This is a genomic window from Cupriavidus sp. HY129, assembly GCF_059492215.1.
Map to the genome: position 1 here is coordinate 2,238,413 of NZ_CP083255.1, position 19,261 is coordinate 2,257,673.

The window sequence follows — 19,261 nt, forward strand, 5'->3', positions numbered from 1 at the left end:
GGTTTCATGCATGTGAGCGACGCTATCCATGACCTCTGAACTGTCCACGTCTACGACCGGTCCCCGGTATTCCGCTCGCCAGTTTCCTGAATTTGCTGATCCATCAGCCCATCGGCTTCCCGAGTGATGCGGATGCCCGGTGCCTTTTCCCCGAAAACCGTTGCCCGGCTTGGACTTCGGGCTCGCATGGCCATTATCGGCACGTTGACTTGTCTACTTGAAGGATGCGCCGGAGCGCCTTCGGTCGGCCTGTTTGGCGCTTATTTTCCATTGTGGCTGTTAAGCGCCGTCATCGGTATTTTCGGCGCCGTGGTTTCCTACCGCGTGTTCGTGAAAACCGGTTGGGCGGAAACCGTTCGCTCTCAATTAATTGTCAATACAGCAATTGGCCTGATCATCGCCGAGATCGTCTGGCTGATCGGTACGGGGCATCTTCTATGAAAATGGCCGGCGTTCAAAAGGGGCCGCTACGCGGCCGGGTCATTACCCTGGCAATCGTGCTGGTGGCCGTGCTGCTTTCCGTCTATGCCTATGAGCGGACCGTGCACCATCCGTCGTCGGACGATGCCACGCTCGACGCCGATGTCGTTCATGTGGCCTCGCCGGTAGGCGGACGCATCGCCCGCATCGCCGTCACCGAGAACCAGCACGTCGCCAAGGGCGACGTGCTATTCGAAATCGACCCTGTGCCTTACAAGCTGGCGGTGGACCAGGCGCGGGCAGATCTCGAACTCGCGCAGGCGGGCCTCGGCACGCGGCGGCGCACGATCGTCAGCGAACGCGCGGCCGCGTCGATCGCCTCCGAGCAGACCACGCGCGCGGCGCAAAACTACGCCTTGACGGCACGCACGGTGGAACGCCTGCGCCCGCTAGCCGCCGATGGCTACGTGCCAAAGCAGCAGCTCGACCAGGCCCAGGTGGCGCAGCATGACGCGGCGGTCTCGCTCAAGCAGGCGAACGTCCAGCACTCGGCATCCACGCAAGCCATCGGCAACGACGACGACGCCATCGCCGCGGTCCACGCCCGGGAAGCCGCGCTCGCAATCGCCCAGCGCGCGTTGCAGGACACCGTGGTCCATGCCCCGCAGGAAGGCCGCGTCACCGGGCTCTCCGTGCTGGCCGGTGAAGTCGTGATTCCAAACCAGTCGCTGTTCCTGCTCGTTCATACCGGCGAATGGTTTGCCGTGGCGAATTTCCGGGAGACCTCGCTGGCCGATATTCATATCGGCGACTGCGCCACGGTCTACTCGATGATCGACCGGGGCAAGGCGATACGCGGCACCGTGACCGGCATCGGCGCGGGCATCACCGATACAGAACGGCTCAACCTGCCGCGCTCGCTGCCCTACGTGCAGGCCTCGGTGAACTGGGTACGTGTTGCCAAGCGTTTCCCGGTTCGCATCCGGCTCGAAGACCCGCCCGAGACGTTGGCCCGCGCTGGCGCCAGCGCAAACGTCGAGATCCGGCATGGCGCAGCCTGCCGCTGACAAGCTGCGCCTCGGCCTGGGCGACATCGGCGCCCTGCTCGCGCCGACGCCCGGCCGGGCGGCCGCCACCACTCGCATCACCGTGGCGAGCGTGCTGACGGTGCTCGTCACCGCCATCTACGGCACGCCGGAAGCCGCTATCTCTGCCTACGTCATCTTCTTCATCAACCGGGAAGATCGCACCGTCAGCATCGTGATGAGTGTGGCAGCGTTGGTGCTGGTCAGCCTGATCATTGGCCTGGTGATCGTGCTGGCCAACTTCAGTGTCGACGATTCGCTGCGGCGGCTGGCCTTCATGGCCGTCCTGTCGGCCGCGCTGCTGTTTCTCACGTCGGCCAGCAAGCTTCGGCCGATTGGCGCCATCGTGGCAATGATCATCGGCTTCGGGCTCGATGAACTCGGACTGGTCCCGGGCGGAGAAGCCGCCACGCGCGCCCTGCTCTACGCGTGGCTGATGGTAGCGATCCCGATTGGCGTCAATGTGGCGGTCAATCTGGTGATGGGACCTTCACCACGCCGGCTGGCGGGCGACCGCCTCGCCCATTGCCTGCGCATGGCTGCTGCCAGCCTGCGACAGGAGGACGCCGCCCCAGCCATGCTCGTCCCGCTGCTGCGCGACGGCACGCAACCCGTCGGCATGTGGCTGAAGCTGGCGAAGATCGAGGGCCTGTCCCGCGCCGAAGACCTTGCGGCGCTGCAACGGGCCGCCGCGTCGACCACGGCCATTCTGATCGCCGCCGACATGGCGCTCCGGCAGCCGAACGCCCGCTTGCCGGCCGCCTTCCGCACCCCGATCGCAGACACGCTCGATCAGATGGCGGCGATGCTCCAGGCGGGCGGCTACCCGGTGGAGATCACGCTGGCGCTTCCCGCGCTCGAATCGCTCGCGCCAGTGCAGCAGGCCATCGCCGTGGAACTGCGTGACGCTATCGTCGGCTTCACCGATGCGGACGCGCCGAGCGCACAGGCCGACGCGGCCCTCGCCGAGGCCCCCAACGCAACGGAAGAGAAAAAAGGCGGATTCCTCAGCGCGGATGCCTTCACGAATCCCGAGCACATCCGCTACGCGCTCAAGACCACCGGCGCGGCAATGTTCTGCTACGTGCTCTACCAGCAACTGAACTGGCCCGGCATCCATACCTGCTTCATCACGGTCTATCTGGTATCGCTGTCGACCGCGGCCGAAACGGTCGAAAAGCTCTCGCTGCGGCTGGCTGGCTGCCTGATCGGCGCGCTGATCGGCACGGCCGCGCTGGTCTATGTCGTACCGTCGATCGACTCCGTCGGTGGGCTCCTGATGCTGGTCTTCGCGGGCACATGGGTAGCCGCCTGGGTCGCGCAGGGGTCGCCCCGTATCTCGTATGCGGGCTTCCAGATCGCGTTCGCGTTCTACCTCTGCGTGATTCAGGGAGCCGGACCCGGCTACGACCTGACGATTGCGCGGGACCGGACCATCGGCATCGTGATCGGCAATCTGGTGACATTCCTGGTCTTCACGCGCATCTGGCCGGTCAGCATTTCAGGGCGGATCGAAGCCGCGCTCCATGACATGGTGCGGCAATGGCAGCAACTAATTGCCACGCCCCGGCGCGAAGCCCAGCGGCAAAACGCCGCCGCCGCGTTGGCGCTGCATGGCGCGATCACGCAGGACCTGATCCTGGCCAGATATGAGCCGGCACTGGTCGGCCCCGGCACCGACTGGATCGAGGCCCGCCAGCGCCATCTGGCAACGCTGGACGCCGTAGCCGGTCCGCTTTTTCTGCTGGTGGAGCGGTTTCCGGGCGATCCGGAGGTCGATCGCCGCCTGCAGGCCGTTCGCATGGATGGCCACGCGCCAGTAACAAGCGCGGCCCCGCTTTCTCCGCAGCATTCCCCGCGCGACGCGCTGCTCGCCCTGGTTGACCGGCATCTCGCCGCTCCGCGCCAGGACGATCCGCCGGCCGCCGCCACCGGATCACCGTTGCATGCCTAGAACAGGATTACCGATTTTCCCGCTGATGCTGCTCGGCGCCAGCCTTGCCGGTTGCGCGACGGCGTCGCTCGACCTTGCGCCGGAGCAGCCCGATCGTCCGTGGCAGCCAACGACCACGGCATCCGGAGAACTCGTGCCGGGCAAGCCTTCCGCAACGACCAACACCAGCAAGCCGGCCGACTACCGGCTGCCAGCCAATTCGGCGCTGGCGTCGATCACACCGCCAGCGGCACTCGATCCGGCGTATCCCTACACGTTGCCCGAGCTGATCGACATGGCCGAATCGGCGAATCCGATCACGCGCGTGGCCTGGAACGATGCACGCAATGCCGCGCTGGCTGCTGGGATCGCGAAAAGCAGCTATCTGCCGCAGATCTCCGCTTCTGCGCTGGGCGGCTACCAGAACGGGCACGGTTCGGTATCGGGCGCGCTCGGATCAGTCGGCACGAATTCGTCGGGCCACGGCGGCGTGGGCGTGCTGTCGCTGCAATGGCTGCTGTTCGATTTCGGCGAGCGCGCGGGCATTGTCGAAGCCGCCGAACAGACTTCGCTCGCGGCAAACATTGCGTTCACGGCCGCCCACCAGCGCATCATCCACGACGTCAGCGTGGCGTTCTATCGCTATCAGGCAGCGCGCACCCGCGCGGGCACCGTGCAGCAGGCCATGGAAAACGCGGATGCCGTGCTGGCAGCCGCCAAGTCCCGCTTTCAGCGCGGTATCGGTACCGTTGTGGAAGTGGCCCAGGCCACACAGAATCGCGCGCAGACCAACCTGGCGATGGTGCAGGCGCGGGGCGCGGAGACCGATGCCTACCTGGCGCTGGTCACCGCGATCGGCATCTCGCCATTGTCGAAGCCGAGTATCGCCGAGATGCCAGTCCGTCCGTTGTCGCCGGCCCTGCATAGCTCCGTCGAGCAGATCGTGGAATCAGCCATCGCGCGGCGACCCGACGTGCTGGGCGCCTACGCAATCGAGCGGGCCAGCCAGGCCAAGGTCAAGGCGGCCGAAGCCGAATTCCTGCCCAAGGTGTTCATGTCGGCGTTCACGTCGTATGCCTCGGGTGGGTCTTCGATCACCGCAATTCCCTCGGTGGCCCAGCAGGCACCGACCGTGAACCTGAATGGCTACCGCTATGGCGCCAGCGTGTTCCTCGGCATTACCGTGCCGATCTACGACGGCGGGCTGCGGTCGGCGGTGCTGACGCAGGCGCGCAACGACGCCGACAGCGCGTCGACCAAACTCACGCGGGCCAAGGAAGAATCGGTGCGACAGGTCGTGGTCAGTCAGAGCGCGCTCGAAACCAGCCTTGCGGCATACGAAGCCGCCAAGGCCCTGGCCGACGCCGCCCAGATCACGTACGACGCCGCATTCGCGGCTTACCGCAAGGGAGTCGGCACGGTCACGGATGCCAATCTGGCCCAGAACCAGTTACTGCTGGCGCGGAATGCATCGGCCGACGCGTACAGTGGCGCGCTATCGGCGGCTGCCGCGCTGGCCCTGGCCACGGGAGCGGTCGGCGCGACACCAGAGCCGGGCGGCTGGGCACCGCGCTGAGTGCTGGCTATGCGCCTGCCGAGGGCTGCTCCGGCCCGACCATGACCACGAGACTGCCCACGTGGATGACGGACTCCTCGCCGATCCGGATATCACCACCAAAGACCACGGCATTGGACCGCAGGCGTTCGATGCGGACATCCAGCGTCAGTACCGTGTCGTAGGGAATGGTCCGATGCACGGTAACGTCGCGCATCAGTCCGACCAGCACCTGCGCCGGCGAAGCGTTGTCCTGGCTCAGGCAGAACAACGTGACGCCGGCCTGCCCGAACGACTCGATCGCCAGTGAGGCCGGATATGCGGCGGGCGGGTGCGCCCCCAGAATCGGGGATTCACGATTGATGACCTTCGTGGCCAGGATGTGCTCACGCGGGGTGAAGCTGCGGACCGTGTCCAGCAGCAGGAATGGGTAGCGATGCGGCAACAGGCGGGCGATGTCGGGATGCGTCAACGCCGGTGCCTCGCTGGCCACGTCACATTCGAGCGGTGCCGAAACCGGCTCCGCGTCCGGCACGCACACGATCGTGGCCTGGACGCGCGCATTGCCGTGAACGTGCGCCACGGCAAGACACGTAATCTGATCGCCTTCGCGCTCGACGATCGACACATCAAGTTCGACGACATCTCCGGGCACGACCACGCCGAGGTACTGAACCCGCTTCACGCGCCGCGCCCACGCCTCCTGACCGAACGCCTGACCGGCCAGCGCCGCAGCCATGATCAACATGCGATCGAGCATCAACGCGCCGGGATAGACAGGATTGCCAGGGTAGTGGCCCAGCGCGAACAGATCGGTACCGCTGACAAACAGCCGGTCGCGCAGCGCAGTGGCCGCGCAGGGAATCTCGGAATGCGACATGAGGAGGCTCGATGAGCAGGCGGAATGATCCGTCAGGCTAGAGCACCGAAGCAGCCCGCCGTTTGCGTTGACGCAATCTGATGCAATCTGGGCGATGCCCGGGGGGCCAGGCTTGGGAATACCCCTGTCCGCATTCGCGCCATCCGTCACGCGGCGGGCACGTGTCTGTCATCCGTCACTGGAATGCGTCGTCCATCTGCCTGGCACGCTTGACGTCGTCGCCATGCAGATACAGTGACGTGGTCGAAACCGACGCATGGCGCAGGTTGTCCCGCACCGTGGTCAGTTCCGCGCCGCGCGCCAGCGCATGGGTGGCGTGCGTATGGCGCAGCCAGTGTGGGCTGGCGCGGCGCAGCTTTTCGGCGGTGGCCGGGCGCTCGGCTTCGAGCTGGTCGGCGGCGGTGCCGAAGAATCGCTTGATCACCATCCACAATCGCGCTCCGGTGATGCCGTCGGCTTCGTCGGAACCTAGATTGCCGACGATCGGCGTCGTCGGGTCCCAGAGGGCGCGTGTCACCGGCAAGCCCCGCTCGACCAGATAGCGGTCAAGCGCGTTGCGGGCCATGGTCGGCAGCGCCACCCTGCCCGCCTTCGCGCCCTTGCCCACCAGCCGCAACCAGTGATCGCCGTGCACGTCGGTTTCGGCATTGCGCAGCGTGGCGCCGACCAGTTCGCTCGCCCGCAGTCCGGTCGCGTATGTGAAATCGAGGATAAAGCGCAGCCGTTGCGCGGCGGAGGCTTCCCAGCCGTATGACCACTCCAGGCCATCCGCGATGCTGCGCGTCAGCAGCCATTCCCCTTCGGAGAACGCGTGCGATACATCGAGCGCCGCTGTCTTGGCGCCGCCCCGCACCTTGATGCCGGCGAACGGGTTGGCCAGCACGTAGCGTTGCTGCACCAGCCAGCGAAACAGCGCCCCAAGCACTTGCAGGCTGTAGGCTGCCGATCGTGGCGACAGCCCGTCGGCAAACGGCTTCCAATCCGTGGCACCACGCGGCCGGGCCGGACCTACCCAGCGTTCGCGCGGCGTGGGTTGGCGCAGGAAGTTCCGGTAGGCCGTGGCGTCCTCGGTGGTCAGCGACGACAGCGGCCGCCCGCGCTCGATGATCGCCCAGAGGATCAGTCTCTCGGCTTCCTTGCGATAGGCACGCAGCGTGGACGGCGATTCGTGCAACCCCAGCCACGCTTGCACGGCCGCGTAGTCGTTGTCCGCGTTCAGCGTGGAGGTCCCGCGCGGCGCGCGGAACTGGCCAAGCGAGCCGTCCACCTCATGCGGCAATCGCCCCATCTGCTCCCAGGGCACGATCACGCCGCGCGGCTCGGCTTCGATCAGCGCCCGCGCGCGCGCCGTCAGTTGTGGATGTTCGGCGAAGAACGCCTCGATGCGCCTGGCGCCAGCCACTCCCAGCCCGGAGACGCCGCGCCACCACTGGCGCCGGCGCGGGATTCGCACGGTGAGGTCGGCCAGCGTGTGGATGTCGCAAGCGCGCAGGGCCTCCACGGCAGCCGGTGCCAGCCACAGGCCGATATCGTCGGCAATCGCTGGTGCTGGGGGCGGCAAGGCACGGAGTGTTTCGATTGCGTGGTCTGCTTCCCTACCCTTCGCCGCCCGTTCCGCAGCCGGGAATTCGAACAACTGCGCAAGATCTTCACGCAGCCGGTAGCGCGCATAGGCGGCAAGCTGCCGGCGAATCCTGCTCACCATCCCGCGCGAGGACTGGCCGGTGGCCCGCGCGTCGTCCAGATACCGAGAGACCGCGTCACGCGTGGAAAGTCCCGCATGCCAGGCTCGCAGGGCGGCCAGGGCAGCGGCGTCGGGAAAGTCCGTGGGCGTGGCGGTCGGGCGATTCGTCATGGGCGCAATCTTAACATTTGCCCATGTCATTGCGATAACTTTTCTTATCGCAATAGATCGATCATGGAAGCAAACCTATGGCTGGTGATCTGCGTCCGAGGCACCGCGTAGAGACGGCCACCCTGGCACAGGGAACCGTCGAAAACCTGGGGAGACGGGAGTATTCAGCAAATACGCCTCGTCCCTTCAACAAACGAGGCGTAGAACGCCGTCAGCCGACGGCGCAGCGGCAACGGCGCCCCCATCCCGCTTGTTGATCATGGCGCCGTTCAACGAGACTTTCGCTAACAAGCCCGAATTGGTTGGCACGAATGCAATCATCGGCTGCAAGCCGATGGCCGGATCAAGCTCGCCATCGGCATCGGTCTTGGACAATGCAACGCTATCGCCTTCCACTGTCCAGCCTTGCGACTGCACCAAGTGGTGAATGTGGGCCCTGCGGTATTGCGTGATCACCACGAATGGTTATAGGCGACAAAATCTCCTGCGATAAGAACCATCCGATATCGTATTAATAGACCGAAATACGAAAAATGAAACACCAAAGGCGCCAATAATCAATCGCCCTACCGATTTGGCGACAACGGCCTCTACTTAGTCTGAAACTGCATTCCTGCTGCATTCGCATATTCTTGATTCACCCATGGCGTACGCTTGACACTGCCTGAGCCCGGATTCCGCGTACGCCGGACACGAAACCGGCTTTGCGTTGCCTCGATGGATATTGGGCACATGCGTGGCGCCACTCCCATGTTTCATCGCATAATTACGAATACAGATTCTGGCTGGAGCAGCAAATCGCCCGCTACCGACCACGAATCCAGGACAGGAGTTGGGAATGGGGCCGGAAGCCTTGACGGGCACCGACGACAATGGCGACCGGCGAATCGCCGAAAACGAAGCCCGGCTGGCGGGAATCATCCGCTCGTCGATGGAAGCCATCATCTCGGTGGACGAAGAACAGCGCGTGGTGCTGTTCAACCCGATGGCGGAAACGCTGTTCGGCTTGCCGGCGGAACAGGCCATGGGCCGCCCCCTTGGCGATTTCATCCCTGCCCGTTTCCGCACTGCCCATGCCGCGCACGTCACGCGTTTTGGCGTGACCGGTGTTTCCGACCGGCAGATGGGGCGCCAGCTCACGCTATACGCCCTGCGTCAGGACGGAACCGAATTCCCGATCGAAGCGTCGATCTCGCAGACCTCCGATGGTGCCGGACACAAGCTTTTCACGGTCATGCTGCGCGACGTCACCGCTCGCGTGCGTGCCGAGGCAGCGCTGCAGCGGTCCCGCGAGGAACTCCAGGCGCTGTCGGACAGCATCCTGGCTGCGCGCGAGGACGAAAGCCGGCGCGTCGCGCGCGAGCTTCACGACGATCTGGGCCAGCGTCTGAGCGCGCTGAAAATGGATCTGGTGATGCTGGAGACCGACTTGCGTGCGGACTGCGGCGCCGTGCGCGCGCTCGAACAGGTCAGCGCCATGCACACCGTCATCGACGAAACCATCGCCGCCGTGCGCAGGATTTCGTCCGATCTGCGCCCGGCGTTGCTCGATGAACTGGGCCTCGCCGCCGCGCTGGACTGGCTAGCCAAGGATTTCAGCCGGCGCTACGCGATCTCGGTGAGCACGCGGACGCCGGAGGAAATCGACGTCACCGAGCAAGCCGCCACCGCTGTATTCCGGATCGTCCAGGAGGCGCTCAACAACGTCGTGCATCATGCGGACGCCAGCGAGGCCTGGGTGACGCTGACCCACCAGAACCAGGACGAGGATCACGATCACGGCCAGTTCGTGCTGCGCGTGCACGACGACGGGCGCGGCTGGAACGGCCAGCCGAAGGATGGCGCGCGCCGCTCGTTCGGCCTGCTTGGCATCCGGGAACGGGCACGCCTGCTGGGTGGCACGGTGTCCATCGAACATTCGCCCGGCGACGGCTTCGAACTCGTCGTCACTTTTCCGGGTCATCCGGATTGCAAGGAGACCCAGGCATGATTCGCGTGATCATTGCAGACGATCACACTGTGGTGCGCAACGGATTGCGCCATATCCTCGAACGCACCAGCGACTTCGAGGTGGTTGGCGAAGCAGCCCGCGGTACCGAGGTGCCACAGCTCGTGCGCGAGCTGTCCCCGCATGTCATCCTGCTGGACCTGTCGATGCCCGGCCGGAACGGGCTGGAACTGATCCGGCAACTGCGGGCCGATCATCCGGCACTACGGATCCTCGTACTGACGATGCACGCCGAGGAACAGTATGTGGTCCGCGCCTTCCGTGCGGGCGCGGCCGGCTACCTGACCAAGGAAAGCGCGGCGACGGAACTGGTCGAGGCGCTCAGGAAGGTGGCCGCGGGCGGCACCTACGTCAGCCCCGCCATGGCCGAAAAGCTGGCGCTGGGCCTGCAGGAAAAGCCCGATGCGCCGCACGAAGGCCTGTCGGATCGTGAACTCGAGGTATTCCGGCGCATCGTCGATGGCGAGTCGCTGACGCAGATCGCCGCCGCGCTGTGCGTCAGCGCCAAGACGGTCAGCACCTACAAGATGCGCCTGATGGAAAAGCTCCAGCTTCGCAGCGACGCCGCACTGGTCCGCTATGCGATCGAGGCGAGGCTGTTCGGCGACGAAGACAAGCTATAACGTCGTGGCCCCCGGCCACAGCCCCGTCGTTCAGGCCGACTCGCCGCGAATCAGCAGCACCGGCTTGCTGGTCTTGGCCACCACACCTTCAGAGACGCTACCCATGATCATGCGGCGCACACCGCGTCGGCCGCGTGTACCCATCACGATCACATCGGCTGGCCAGCGGTCGGCATAGCCGACGATCGCGCCAGCGATGTCACCCGGCACCGCTGACTTCTCTGCCAGTTCGGTCTGAAACCGCACGCCAGCGTCCTGGAGACGGTGAGCGGCGGCTGCAAGGGCCTTCCTGCCAAAGTCCGTCAGTCCATTCAGGATGTCCTGCGGATTGACGAAACCTGCCTCAAGGAACACTTCGCCCTCGTCCACCACGAACAGGACCTTCACCTCCGCGCCCAGGCCCTTGGCCAGCCCGGCTGCCTGCGCAATGGCCAGGTCGGAAGACGGGCTGCCATCCACGGCAACCAGGATGCGTTCATACATATCGGTCTCCTCAGTCCGGGCCACGTGCCCTCACTGACCCAGCATAGGACGTGCCAAGGCTCCATGGTTGATGTATCGCAAGATGACCCGAGTCCACCGAATCAGGCGCTCTTGATCTGTCGCAACCATACGCGGCACATCACGCATACATTTGAGACCCAAATGGCGCCGAAGCGCCTTGCTTTTTCAGGAGACCATATGGACATCTCGGCGATCATGGTCCACGTCGATGCCTCGCAATCAGTGGAGGCCCGGCTCTGTCATGCCGTGGCGCTGGCCGGATCGTTCAACGCCACGCTGATCGGCCTGCTTTCGCTGAGCGCGGACGAGCCAGCGTGGGTCTATCGCACCGCGGACGGCCGCCGCGAGCGCCAGGCATACGCGCCGGATCTTGGCGCCGCATGTGAAGCCGCCCGGGAAGCCTTCGACATCGCCACCGAAGCCGCGACGTTTGCCGTCGACTGGCGCGTCGGCGAGGGCGCGCCCACCGACGCCATCCAGTGCGAAGGCCGGCTGGCCGACCTGCTGATCGTCGGCCAGCCCGACCGACTGAACGCCGACAGCGACGTAGCCCGGCACTTCGTCGAGACGGCCATTCTTTCGAGTGGCCGCCCGGTGCTGGTCATTCCTCAAGGGCCGCTGCCGGACGCTTCCACCTTCCCCTATGGCTCGATCGTGGTGGCCTGGAACGGCACCCGCGAATCCGCGCGCGCGCTGCATGACGCGCTGCCGTTGCTCAAGCGCGCCACCCAGGTCGACGTGGTGTCCTGCATTCCTCCGTACGCGCGCCGCAAGGCCGAACTCTCCCCGCCCGCCTACGCGGCAAACTGGCTGGCTCGGCATGGCGTGCACGCGAGCATGGTCGAGATGGTGCTGGAACGATCGGCCGATATCGGCGAGTCACTGCTTGCCATCGCCGGCCAGCGCCGCGCCGACCTGCTGGTTTGTGGCGCGTATGGCCGGGGGCTGCTGCGCGAGGAATTGCTGGGTGGCGTGACGGACACCGTGCTTCGTCACGCCACGATTCCCACCCTCTTTTCCTACTAGCCGCGCCGGCACGCCTTGCTCGGTCGCCCGGTCGAACGCTTAGTCGAACGCTTAGTCGAGCGTATAGATACCCCGGTACTCGGGCATCGTGACATCCCAATGCAGCGAATGCTCGATGCGCTGGCGCAGCGCATCGGCGGCACTGGGCTCGCCGTGCACGATGAACGTCTGCCGTGGCGGCGTCCCGATGGCACTCATCCAGTCCATCAGCCCATCCGCATCGGCATGTGCCGAGAAATGGCGAATCTGTTCGACTGAAGCACGCAGTTCGACTTCGCGCCCGTGCATCCGCAACGTGCGCTGGCCGGACGCCAGCGTCGCACCCCGCGTTCCGGCCGCCTGGAACCCCACCAGCAGGAAAGTGCTGCGTGGGTCCTGCCCGAACGATTCGAGGTGATGCACCACGCGCCCGCCCGTCAGCATTCCGCTACCAGCCAGGATGATCTTCGGCTGATCCACCCGGTTGATGCGGATCGACTCCTCCATGCTTCGGGTTGGAATCGCCACCGAACAGGCAGCCGCGCACGTTTCGGGGTCGATGCGCAGTTCGTCCGAGTGCTCGGAGAGAATCCGCGTGGCTTCGATGGCCATCGGGCTGTTCAGGTAGATGGGCACATCGGGAAAGCGCCGTCGCTGGCGCAGCCGGTAGAGGCAATACAGCAGCAACTGGGCACGCCCAACCGCAAAGACGGGAATGATCACGCTGCCGCCCCGGGCAACGGTCTTGCGAATGATATCGGCCAGCAGCTCGATGGGATCGCCTTCCGGATGCAGGCGGTCACCGTAAGTCGATTCCACTATAAGGTAATCCGCCGCGGTGGGTGGCTCCGGCGGCCGCATCAGCATGTCATCTTGCGGGCCGAGGTCGCCGGAGAACAGGATGCGCCGGCCCTTGGCATGGATCGTCACGCTGGACGAGCCAAGAATATGGCCCGCGCGATGAAACTCCGCTTCCACACCGCGTGCGATTGTCACCCGCTTGCTATAAGGCGCGGGCTTCAGATGCTCCAGCGCATGCATGGCATCCGCCACGGTATAGAGCGGCAGCGCCGGTTGATGACGCGAATACCCCTTGCGATTGGCATAGTTGGCGTCTTCTTCCGCCAGATGGGCGCTGTCCGGCAGCAGCAGGCCGCAAAGCTCCGCGGTTCCCGTCGTGCAGTGCACGCGCCCCTTGTAACCGCGCTTCACCAACAAGGGCAGATAGCCGCTGTGGTCGATATGCGCGTGTGTCAGCACCACGGCATCGAGACTGCCCGGGCTGATCGGAAAGCGATCCCAGTTACGCAGCCGCAGGGCCTTGTAGCCCTGAAACAGTCCGCAGTCGATCAGAACCCGCGCTTCTCCGGTGTCTAGCAGAAAGCGCGAACCGGTCACGGTGTCCGTAGCCCCAAGGAACTGGATGTGCATGGTCTGTGATGTTGGTGTTGGCGTCGTCAGTAGCGGTGTTGTCAATATCGCCAGATCCTGTCACTGGCTTTGGAGCGATGGCAGAACAGTACGTGTCACGCGCTTCAATGCGACATCAGCAGTGGCACCGGTGCGTTGCGCAGCAGCGTGCGCGTGGTTCCGCCCATGACGAGTTCGCCGAGCCGTGAGTGGCCGTAGCCGCCGCTCACCAGCAGATCGGCTGCCTCGTTGCGCGTCACGCGCATCAGGCTGTCGGCTGGCGATGCGCCCTCGTCGATACGCAGCGAAGCGCTGACGCCGTGATCGGCCAGCCAGCGCACGGCCTCGGCCGCGCCATGCTCGTTCGGCCCCGCGCCGCTGAGCACCACCTGCAGGATCACACGCGATGCCAAAGCCAGTAGCGGCAACGCATCCCTCATGGCGCGCGCAGCTTCGCGCCGGCCGTCCCAGGCCACCACGACGGTGCCGCCCGGCACCAGGCTGACGTCGGGGGGTATTACCAGAATCGGGCGGCCAGAGTTCAACAGCACATACTCGGCGGAAGTGGCCATCAGCGCCGGCGTATCGTGCGCCAGCGACGGTGGCGCCGGCAAAATCAGATCGCTGCTGACACCGCGCGAGGTCAACGCCCAGCCCGCCTCCTGCTCGACCACCACGTGTGAAATCTCGATGCCCCGCCCACGTCGCGCCACTGCCGCATCGAGCGCGGCGGCATCGGCCTGTTTCAGGTTGCGCAGCATGTCGGCGCGCATCTGCTGATAACGCGCGGTCTCCTCACCGGCGCTCCGGAATGGATCCAGCAAGGTGCCAGTAGCGGTCAGTCCGATGACGCGGGCGGTGAATAGCGACGCCAACGTCAGCGCGGCATCCAGACGCGCATCGCGCGCCGGATCAGCGGCAAGATCGACGAGAATGGTCTTGAAATCCATGGGGGCTCCAGGCAAGGGGGCGATCGGGCGGCAAGAATGGATACCGTCTTGTGCACTTTAATCGTCAAAGATGCTCCGCGCTTGCCTCAAGTCAAATACATGACAGCCGGGAAACCAAACATTGTCGGTAGAAGCCGCGGCAATCAACCTCCTGAAGGAGGACTCAGTCGAAGGCGATCTACCTTGCCTCGACTATCGGGAGCACCTGTGCCGCACGTAGGTAATGTCTGGCCTGTCAGGTTAACCTGACAAGTGCACTCCAGACCCTGACACAGGTATCAGCCGACGCTGATTTCAGCCTTTCCGATCACAAGGCATACTTCCGCGCAGATGGGGAGTTATTCAGATCAAAGAACCTTGATTTGGCGGTGAACGCCTGACGACCCCAGGGGAGAGCATCATGTATGAAGTGGTAGAGGGGTCGAGCGTCGAAGCAGGAATGGATGGGGAATGCACCGGACATGCGCACGCGCCGGGCACGGCGCGGCATTTCCAGGCGCGCTGCATGGATTGCGGCCTGCGCCGCCTCTGCATCGCATCGTCTCTCGAACCGGAGGAGCTTCCGCAACTGGAAGCCGTGGTCAGCCACTGGCGCATGGTGCATCGTGGCGAATACCTGTACCGCTCCGGCGACAAGTTCCAGAACCTCTACACCGTCCGCTCGGGATCGCTGAAGACCGTGGCCTCCCACGCCGGCGGCCATGAGCACGTGACCGGTTTCTTCCTGCCGGGAGAAACGGTCGGCCTTGGCGCGATTGGCGAAGGCGAGTATGACTGCGACGCGATCGCGCTCGAAGACAGTGCAGTCTGCGTGCTGCCGTTCTCACCGCTCGAAGGACTCTGCCGCGACGTCAAGAGCGTGCAACAGCATTTCCATCGGATGCTGAGCCGCGAGATCCTGCGCGAGTCCAAGCAGATGATCCTGCTGTCGGGCATGACTTCGGAACAGCGTGTAGCAGCATTCCTGATCAACGTGTCGTGCCGCCTGCAGGAACGCGGCTATGCTTCGCGCGACTTCACGCTGCGCATGACCCGCGAGGAAATCGGCAGCTACCTCGGCATCAAGCTCGAAACGGTCAGCCGCACGTTCTCCCGGTTCCAGCGCGAAGGGCTGATCCGCGTGGATGGCAAGCGCATCGAACTGTTCGATATCGAGGCGCTCGCGGCCATCTGAGCCGCTGACACCGGCGCCCGCTACTCACGGGCCTCCCGCCGCACCGCCTGCGGCGGCACGCCGAACCCCCGCAGGAATGCCTCGCGCATATGGCGCCGGTCTCGAAAGCCGGCTTCCCGCGCCACGACTTCCAGCGGGTGGCGACTCTGTTCGATCATGAGTCGCGCCGCTTCCAATCTCAGATTCTCGATCGCCTTGGCCGGCGACTGCCCGGTCTCCGCGGTGAATACGCGGCTGAACTGGCGTGGGCTCAGATGCACCGTCTCCGCCAGTTCCTCCACCGTCAGTGCCTGGCTCAGATTCTTGCGCGCGTAATCCAGCGCATTCTGGATACGGTCGGATTTCGGCGCCATATCCAGTAGCTCCGAGTGCTGCGACTGTCCGCCCGAGCGCCGCTGGTGCATCACCAGCTTGTGGGCGACCGATCGCGCGATATCCGCGCCCAGATCCTTTTCGACCATCGCAAGCGCCAGATCCAGGCCGGCCGTCATGCCCGCCGACGTCCAGATCGCGCCATCGACGATGTAGATGCGATCGTCCTCCACCTTGATGTCCGGATGGAGCCGTTGCATGTCGCGCGCGAAGGCCCAGTGCGTGGTCGCGCGTCGGCCATCGAGCAGACCGGCTTCCGCCAGGATGAACGCCCCCGTGCAGATCGACGCCGTCCGGCGCGCACGCGGCACCGCCTTGCTCACGAACGCCAGTACCGGTGCGGGTGTTGGCTGCGCGACTGGGTCGCCAACGCCGGCCAGCACCCAGGTATCCACCGCCACGCGCGTGCTTGCCGCGTGCGTCTCTACCGTCATCCCCAGCGAAGAGACTACCGGCCCACCGTCGATCGAGAAATTCCTGATGCGGTAAAAGGGCTCGCCGGCCACAAGATTCGCGTACTCGAAGACGCTCTGCGTCGCCAGCGCCATCACCTGAAAACCGTCCGTCAGCAGGAAGCCGATGTTGTGCATGATTGGCCTCGTTGGGCTTATGTCCTAAAACATGACCATAATCGTCATTTCTGCCATCGTCAAGCCGCCTTACGATGCAACGCATGGATTCGACGCATCCCGATTTTCGGATCCCCATCGCAACGACATCGCAAGGAGAACACCATGACGCAAATCCATCTCGGCACGGCCCTGATTACCGGCGCATCCTCGGGCATCGGCGCCATCTACGCGGACCGCCTGGCACGGCGCGGCTATGACCTGATCCTCGTCGCCCGCAATCGCGACAAGCTCGATGCCCTGGCGCGGCGCATCACTGACGAGACGCAGCGCGTGGTCGAAGTCTTCCCGGCCGATCTCAACGACCGCCAATCGCTCGCGCGGGTGGAGGAAAAGCTGCGGCAGGACGCCAGCATCACGCTGCTGGTCAACAACGCAGGCGTCGGCACGCACACGCCGCTGCTCGACAGCAACGTCGATGCCATGAGCCGGATGATCGACCTCAACGTCACCGCGCTGACGCGCCTGACCTATGCCGCCGTGCCGGGCTTCGTTGCGCGCGGCCGTGGCGCGATCATCAACATTTCGTCGATCGTCGGCATCGCGCCCGAAATCCTGAACGGGGTGTACGGCGGCAGCAAGGCGTTCGTACTGGCATTCAGCCAGTCGCTGCACCACGAACTCGCGGCCAAGGGGCTGCGCGTGCAGGCAGTACTGCCGGGGGCGACCGCCACGGACTTCTGGGAAACCGGTGGCCTGCCGATCGAACATCTCGACAAGGCGATCGTCATGCCGGCCGAAGCGATGGTCGATGCGGCACTGGTAGGCTTCGACCGCGGCGAGCTGGTGACGATTCCACCGCTGCACGCGATCGAGCAATGGAATGCATATGAAGGCGCGCGCCAGGCGATGGCGGGCCAGCTATCGACCAACACTCCGGCGCCCCGGTACGCGACGGGACGCTGAGAGGCGGAAGGTAAAGGGTGGGAGGCCCGGGAATTACTGGGTCTCGCCCCGCTCCTTGGCATCTGCGCGGGCCAGCATCGCTTCGCCGAGCATCGTGCTGCCCTGCTCGGCCAGCGCCGTGCCGGCGCCACGGATGTCGCGCACTTCCTTGTTCTGGCTCAGCTTCAACTTGCCTTCCAGGCGCGTGATCTCAATTTCGATGCCGACAATCGCCTTGAGCATCGTGTCGACAAAATCCGACGGGGCGTCGGACATCTTCCACGGCCTGGGTTGCGTGGCTTCGTGCGTGCGAGTCAGATGGGCTACCACACCGCGCACGAAGCGCTCATCGTCGCGAATCGTGATGCGACCGTGCGCGTGCACGACCATGTAGTTCCACGTGGGCACCTGCTTATGGGCCTCGTGCTTGCTCGGATACCAGTTCGGCGAGATATACGCATCAGCGGCACGGAAAATCACCAGTACCTCATCACCGTTCGCCACGTCCTGCCAGACCGGGTTGGCGCGGGCAACGTGAGCCTTCAGCATCCCATTCGGCCCTTGCGAGGGCTCGAGATGGAAGGGAATGTGGTTCGCATCCAGACCGTTCCTGCCATGCGTGACCAGCGTGCCAAACGGATACGCGGTCATCAACGCATGGAGAGCCTCGGGGCGCGATTCTTCGAAATGGGCAGGGACGTACATGAGCGTGCGGGGCGTGGGTGTGTTGGGTTCGGAATGCAAGCATTGTCATCGGAAACTGGAGCCGAGTGTAGCCGCAGTTTGCGGTTATCGCCCACACGCTGATGGAGAACTGTAGGCTCAGCGGCATCGAACCCACCGAACCAGAGGGTGATCAAGCGGTTGCTTGATTTTCGGCTGGGGTCCCCGCCAGTTGTGCTACGCGGTCATAAGGGCCAACTGAGAGTGCTTGGACTGCACATCCAGCCCGAAGCTGCGTCCTATGCCTTGCCGCGCCGCGGCGACGCATCGGCTGGATATCCCAGCAGCCGGCGCAGTTGCAGCGCCGTATCCTCGGCTGCCGATATCGGGAGCAGCGGCACGCCAATGCCGTTGTGCCACTCGACCAGCGACGCATTGTGATCGTCCGCGAAGCGGTGAATCGCGCTCCGGAGCGTCTCCCGGCCAAAGCCGAGTTCCACCTGCAGTTCACCGTCGCTGACCACGAGGTGACCGGAATCGGGCAGGTTCAGCAGGAACGGGTCATAGACCAGCACCGACAGCATGTCGTTGCGACGGCGCAGTTCGAGCATCAGGTCGCGGGTCTGCGCATCGTTGCCGCTGAAGTCGCTGATGACGATGACCAGATAGTCGCGACGGGCCAGTTGCAGCGCGTGCTGCAGCGCCGCGTTCAACTGGCTGGCGCCCTGGCTGGCCGGGGCGTCCGCGCGCAGCGCCTGATTGTGGCGCGCCAGTTCGCCAAGCAGGTGGAGCACGCCGTGCTGGCTGCGCTGCGGCGCCAGCGCGGTCACCTCCTTGTCGCCAAAGACGACGCCGCCCACGCGGTCCCCCTCCACCACCATTCGCCACGTGGCCAGCGCCGCCACCTCCGCCGCCGCCACCGATTTCATCGCGCGGCGGCTGCCGAAGAACATGTTGATGCGCTGATCCACCACCACCAGCGCCGGGCGCTCCTTTTCCTCGGCATAGACCCGCACGTGCGGCTTGCCGGTTCGCGCCGTCACGCGCCAGTCCATCGTCCGAACGTCGTCCCCGGGCAGGTAGGGGCGCAATTCCTCGAAGGCCAGCCCACGGCCCCGCACACGTGACCCATGGCGCCCCGACAGCAGGCTGTGCACGGGCTGGCGCGACAGAAAATGGAAGTCCCGCGCAGCAGCTTCGAGCGCGGCCAGCGATGCGGTGTCGACATTGACACCGGGCGTGGCGCTGGACGGGAGCGTCTTGTGCTGGGGCGAGCGGCCGAGTGCGGCGGTATCGGATTTCATGACGAA

At 64.9% G+C, this 19,261-nt stretch carries 18 protein-coding genes; 9 read left to right on the plus strand and 9 right to left on the minus strand.

Annotated elements, in window-relative coordinates; genetic code table 11:
* Positions 1–186 precede the first annotated feature (186 nt).
* The 4 genes from K6G35_RS26335 to K6G35_RS26350 are packed head-to-tail and all read left to right on the plus strand — an operon-like array spanning position 187 to position 5,014.
* Entirely contained in the window at positions 187–441 is a 255-nt protein-coding gene (locus tag K6G35_RS26335) for a YtcA family lipoprotein (protein WP_008643890.1), read from the plus strand.
* A complete protein-coding gene (gene mdtN / locus K6G35_RS26340; protein WP_495676592.1) occupies positions 438–1,487 on the plus strand; it encodes a multidrug transporter subunit MdtN in 1,050 nt (349 codons plus the stop codon). The genes K6G35_RS26335 and mdtN overlap by 4 nt, the downstream gene beginning before the upstream one ends.
* On the plus strand, positions 1,468–3,459 hold the full coding sequence (locus tag K6G35_RS26345; protein ID WP_495676593.1) for an FUSC family protein: 1,992 nt from the start codon (positions 1,468–1,470) through the stop codon (positions 3,457–3,459). Before mdtN ends, K6G35_RS26345 begins: the two co-directional genes overlap by 20 nt.
* Positions 3,452–5,014 (plus strand): TolC family protein, encoded by a 1,563-nt coding sequence (locus K6G35_RS26350; protein ID WP_495676594.1) that lies wholly within the window; start codon positions 3,452–3,454, stop codon positions 5,012–5,014. Before K6G35_RS26345 ends, K6G35_RS26350 begins: the two co-directional genes overlap by 8 nt.
* Before the next feature lie 7 nt (positions 5,015–5,021).
* Here K6G35_RS26350 and K6G35_RS26355 read toward each other — a convergent pair whose 3' ends face one another.
* The 3 genes from K6G35_RS26355 to K6G35_RS26365 all read right to left on the minus strand — a co-directional run bounded on the left by K6G35_RS26355 (position 5,022) and on the right by K6G35_RS26365 (position 8,103).
* Positions 5,022–5,873, minus strand: coding sequence for a 3-hydroxyacyl-ACP dehydratase FabZ family protein (locus tag K6G35_RS26355; protein ID WP_495676595.1), 852 nt, complete (start codon positions 5,871–5,873; stop codon positions 5,022–5,024).
* A 175-nt stretch (positions 5,874–6,048) separates the two neighbouring features.
* Positions 6,049–7,728, minus strand: a complete 1,680-nt coding sequence (locus K6G35_RS26360; RefSeq protein WP_495676596.1) for a site-specific integrase — start codon at positions 7,726–7,728, stop codon at positions 6,049–6,051.
* Positions 7,729–7,914: 186 nt separating this feature from the next.
* Positions 7,915–8,103: a hypothetical protein gene (locus tag K6G35_RS26365; protein ID WP_495676597.1), complete on the minus strand. Its 189-nt coding sequence runs from the start codon at positions 8,101–8,103 to the stop codon at positions 7,915–7,917.
* A 463-nt stretch (positions 8,104–8,566) separates the two neighbouring features.
* Here K6G35_RS26365 and K6G35_RS26370 point away from each other — a divergent pair, with 463 nt between their 5' ends.
* Entirely contained in the window at positions 8,567–9,718 is a 1,152-nt protein-coding gene (locus K6G35_RS26370; protein ID WP_495676598.1) for a sensor histidine kinase, read from the plus strand.
* Positions 9,715–10,359, plus strand: coding sequence for a response regulator (locus K6G35_RS26375; protein ID WP_008645920.1), 645 nt, complete (start codon positions 9,715–9,717; stop codon positions 10,357–10,359). Before K6G35_RS26370 ends, K6G35_RS26375 begins: the two co-directional genes overlap by 4 nt.
* Positions 10,360–10,389: 30 nt before the next feature.
* On the opposite strand, the gene K6G35_RS26380 is transcribed toward K6G35_RS26375, so the two are convergent.
* Positions 10,390–10,842 carry a universal stress protein gene (locus K6G35_RS26380; RefSeq protein WP_008645921.1) on the minus strand — a complete coding sequence of 151 codons (453 nt, stop codon included), beginning with the start codon at positions 10,840–10,842 and terminating at the stop codon, positions 10,390–10,392.
* 198 nt (positions 10,843–11,040) lie between these two features.
* On the opposite strand from K6G35_RS26380, the gene K6G35_RS26385 reads away from it, so the two are divergent.
* Entirely contained in the window at positions 11,041–11,889 is an 849-nt protein-coding gene (locus K6G35_RS26385) for a universal stress protein (protein ID WP_286881419.1), read from the plus strand.
* Between the two features lie 51 nt (positions 11,890–11,940).
* Here the strand turns inward: K6G35_RS26385 and K6G35_RS26390 are convergent, their stop codons facing one another.
* Together K6G35_RS26390 and K6G35_RS26395 are read right to left on the minus strand one after the other, a co-directional pair.
* Positions 11,941–13,299 carry an MBL fold metallo-hydrolase RNA specificity domain-containing protein gene (locus tag K6G35_RS26390; RefSeq protein WP_286881420.1) on the minus strand — a complete coding sequence of 453 codons (1,359 nt, stop codon included), beginning with the start codon at positions 13,297–13,299 and terminating at the stop codon, positions 11,941–11,943.
* Between the two features lie 104 nt (positions 13,300–13,403).
* Positions 13,404–14,228, minus strand: coding sequence for a universal stress protein (locus K6G35_RS26395; RefSeq protein ID WP_186426627.1), 825 nt, complete (start codon positions 14,226–14,228; stop codon positions 13,404–13,406).
* Positions 14,229–14,628: 400 nt separating this feature from the next.
* Here K6G35_RS26395 and K6G35_RS26400 point away from each other — a divergent pair, with 400 nt between their 5' ends.
* Complete coding sequence (locus K6G35_RS26400) at positions 14,629–15,402, plus strand: helix-turn-helix domain-containing protein (protein ID WP_008645927.1); 774 nt, start codon at positions 14,629–14,631, stop codon at positions 15,400–15,402.
* Positions 15,403–15,422: 20 nt separating this feature from the next.
* Here K6G35_RS26400 and K6G35_RS26405 read toward each other — a convergent pair whose 3' ends face one another.
* Positions 15,423–16,364: a GlxA family transcriptional regulator gene (locus K6G35_RS26405; protein ID WP_035883570.1), complete on the minus strand. Its 942-nt coding sequence runs from the start codon at positions 16,362–16,364 to the stop codon at positions 15,423–15,425.
* A 144-nt stretch (positions 16,365–16,508) separates the two neighbouring features.
* Here K6G35_RS26405 and K6G35_RS26410 point away from each other — a divergent pair, with 144 nt between their 5' ends.
* Positions 16,509–17,309: an SDR family NAD(P)-dependent oxidoreductase gene (locus tag K6G35_RS26410; RefSeq protein ID WP_495676599.1), complete on the plus strand. Its 801-nt coding sequence runs from the start codon at positions 16,509–16,511 to the stop codon at positions 17,307–17,309.
* A 33-nt stretch (positions 17,310–17,342) separates the two neighbouring features.
* On the opposite strand, the gene K6G35_RS26415 is transcribed toward K6G35_RS26410, so the two are convergent.
* Positions 17,343–17,993 (minus strand): FMN-binding negative transcriptional regulator, encoded by a 651-nt coding sequence (locus tag K6G35_RS26415; protein ID WP_035883568.1) that lies wholly within the window; start codon positions 17,991–17,993, stop codon positions 17,343–17,345.
* A 257-nt stretch (positions 17,994–18,250) separates the two neighbouring features.
* Positions 18,251–19,255 carry a DUF58 domain-containing protein gene (locus K6G35_RS26420; RefSeq protein ID WP_495676600.1) on the minus strand — a complete coding sequence of 335 codons (1,005 nt, stop codon included), beginning with the start codon at positions 19,253–19,255 and terminating at the stop codon, positions 18,251–18,253.
* Positions 19,256–19,261 lie beyond the last annotated feature (6 nt).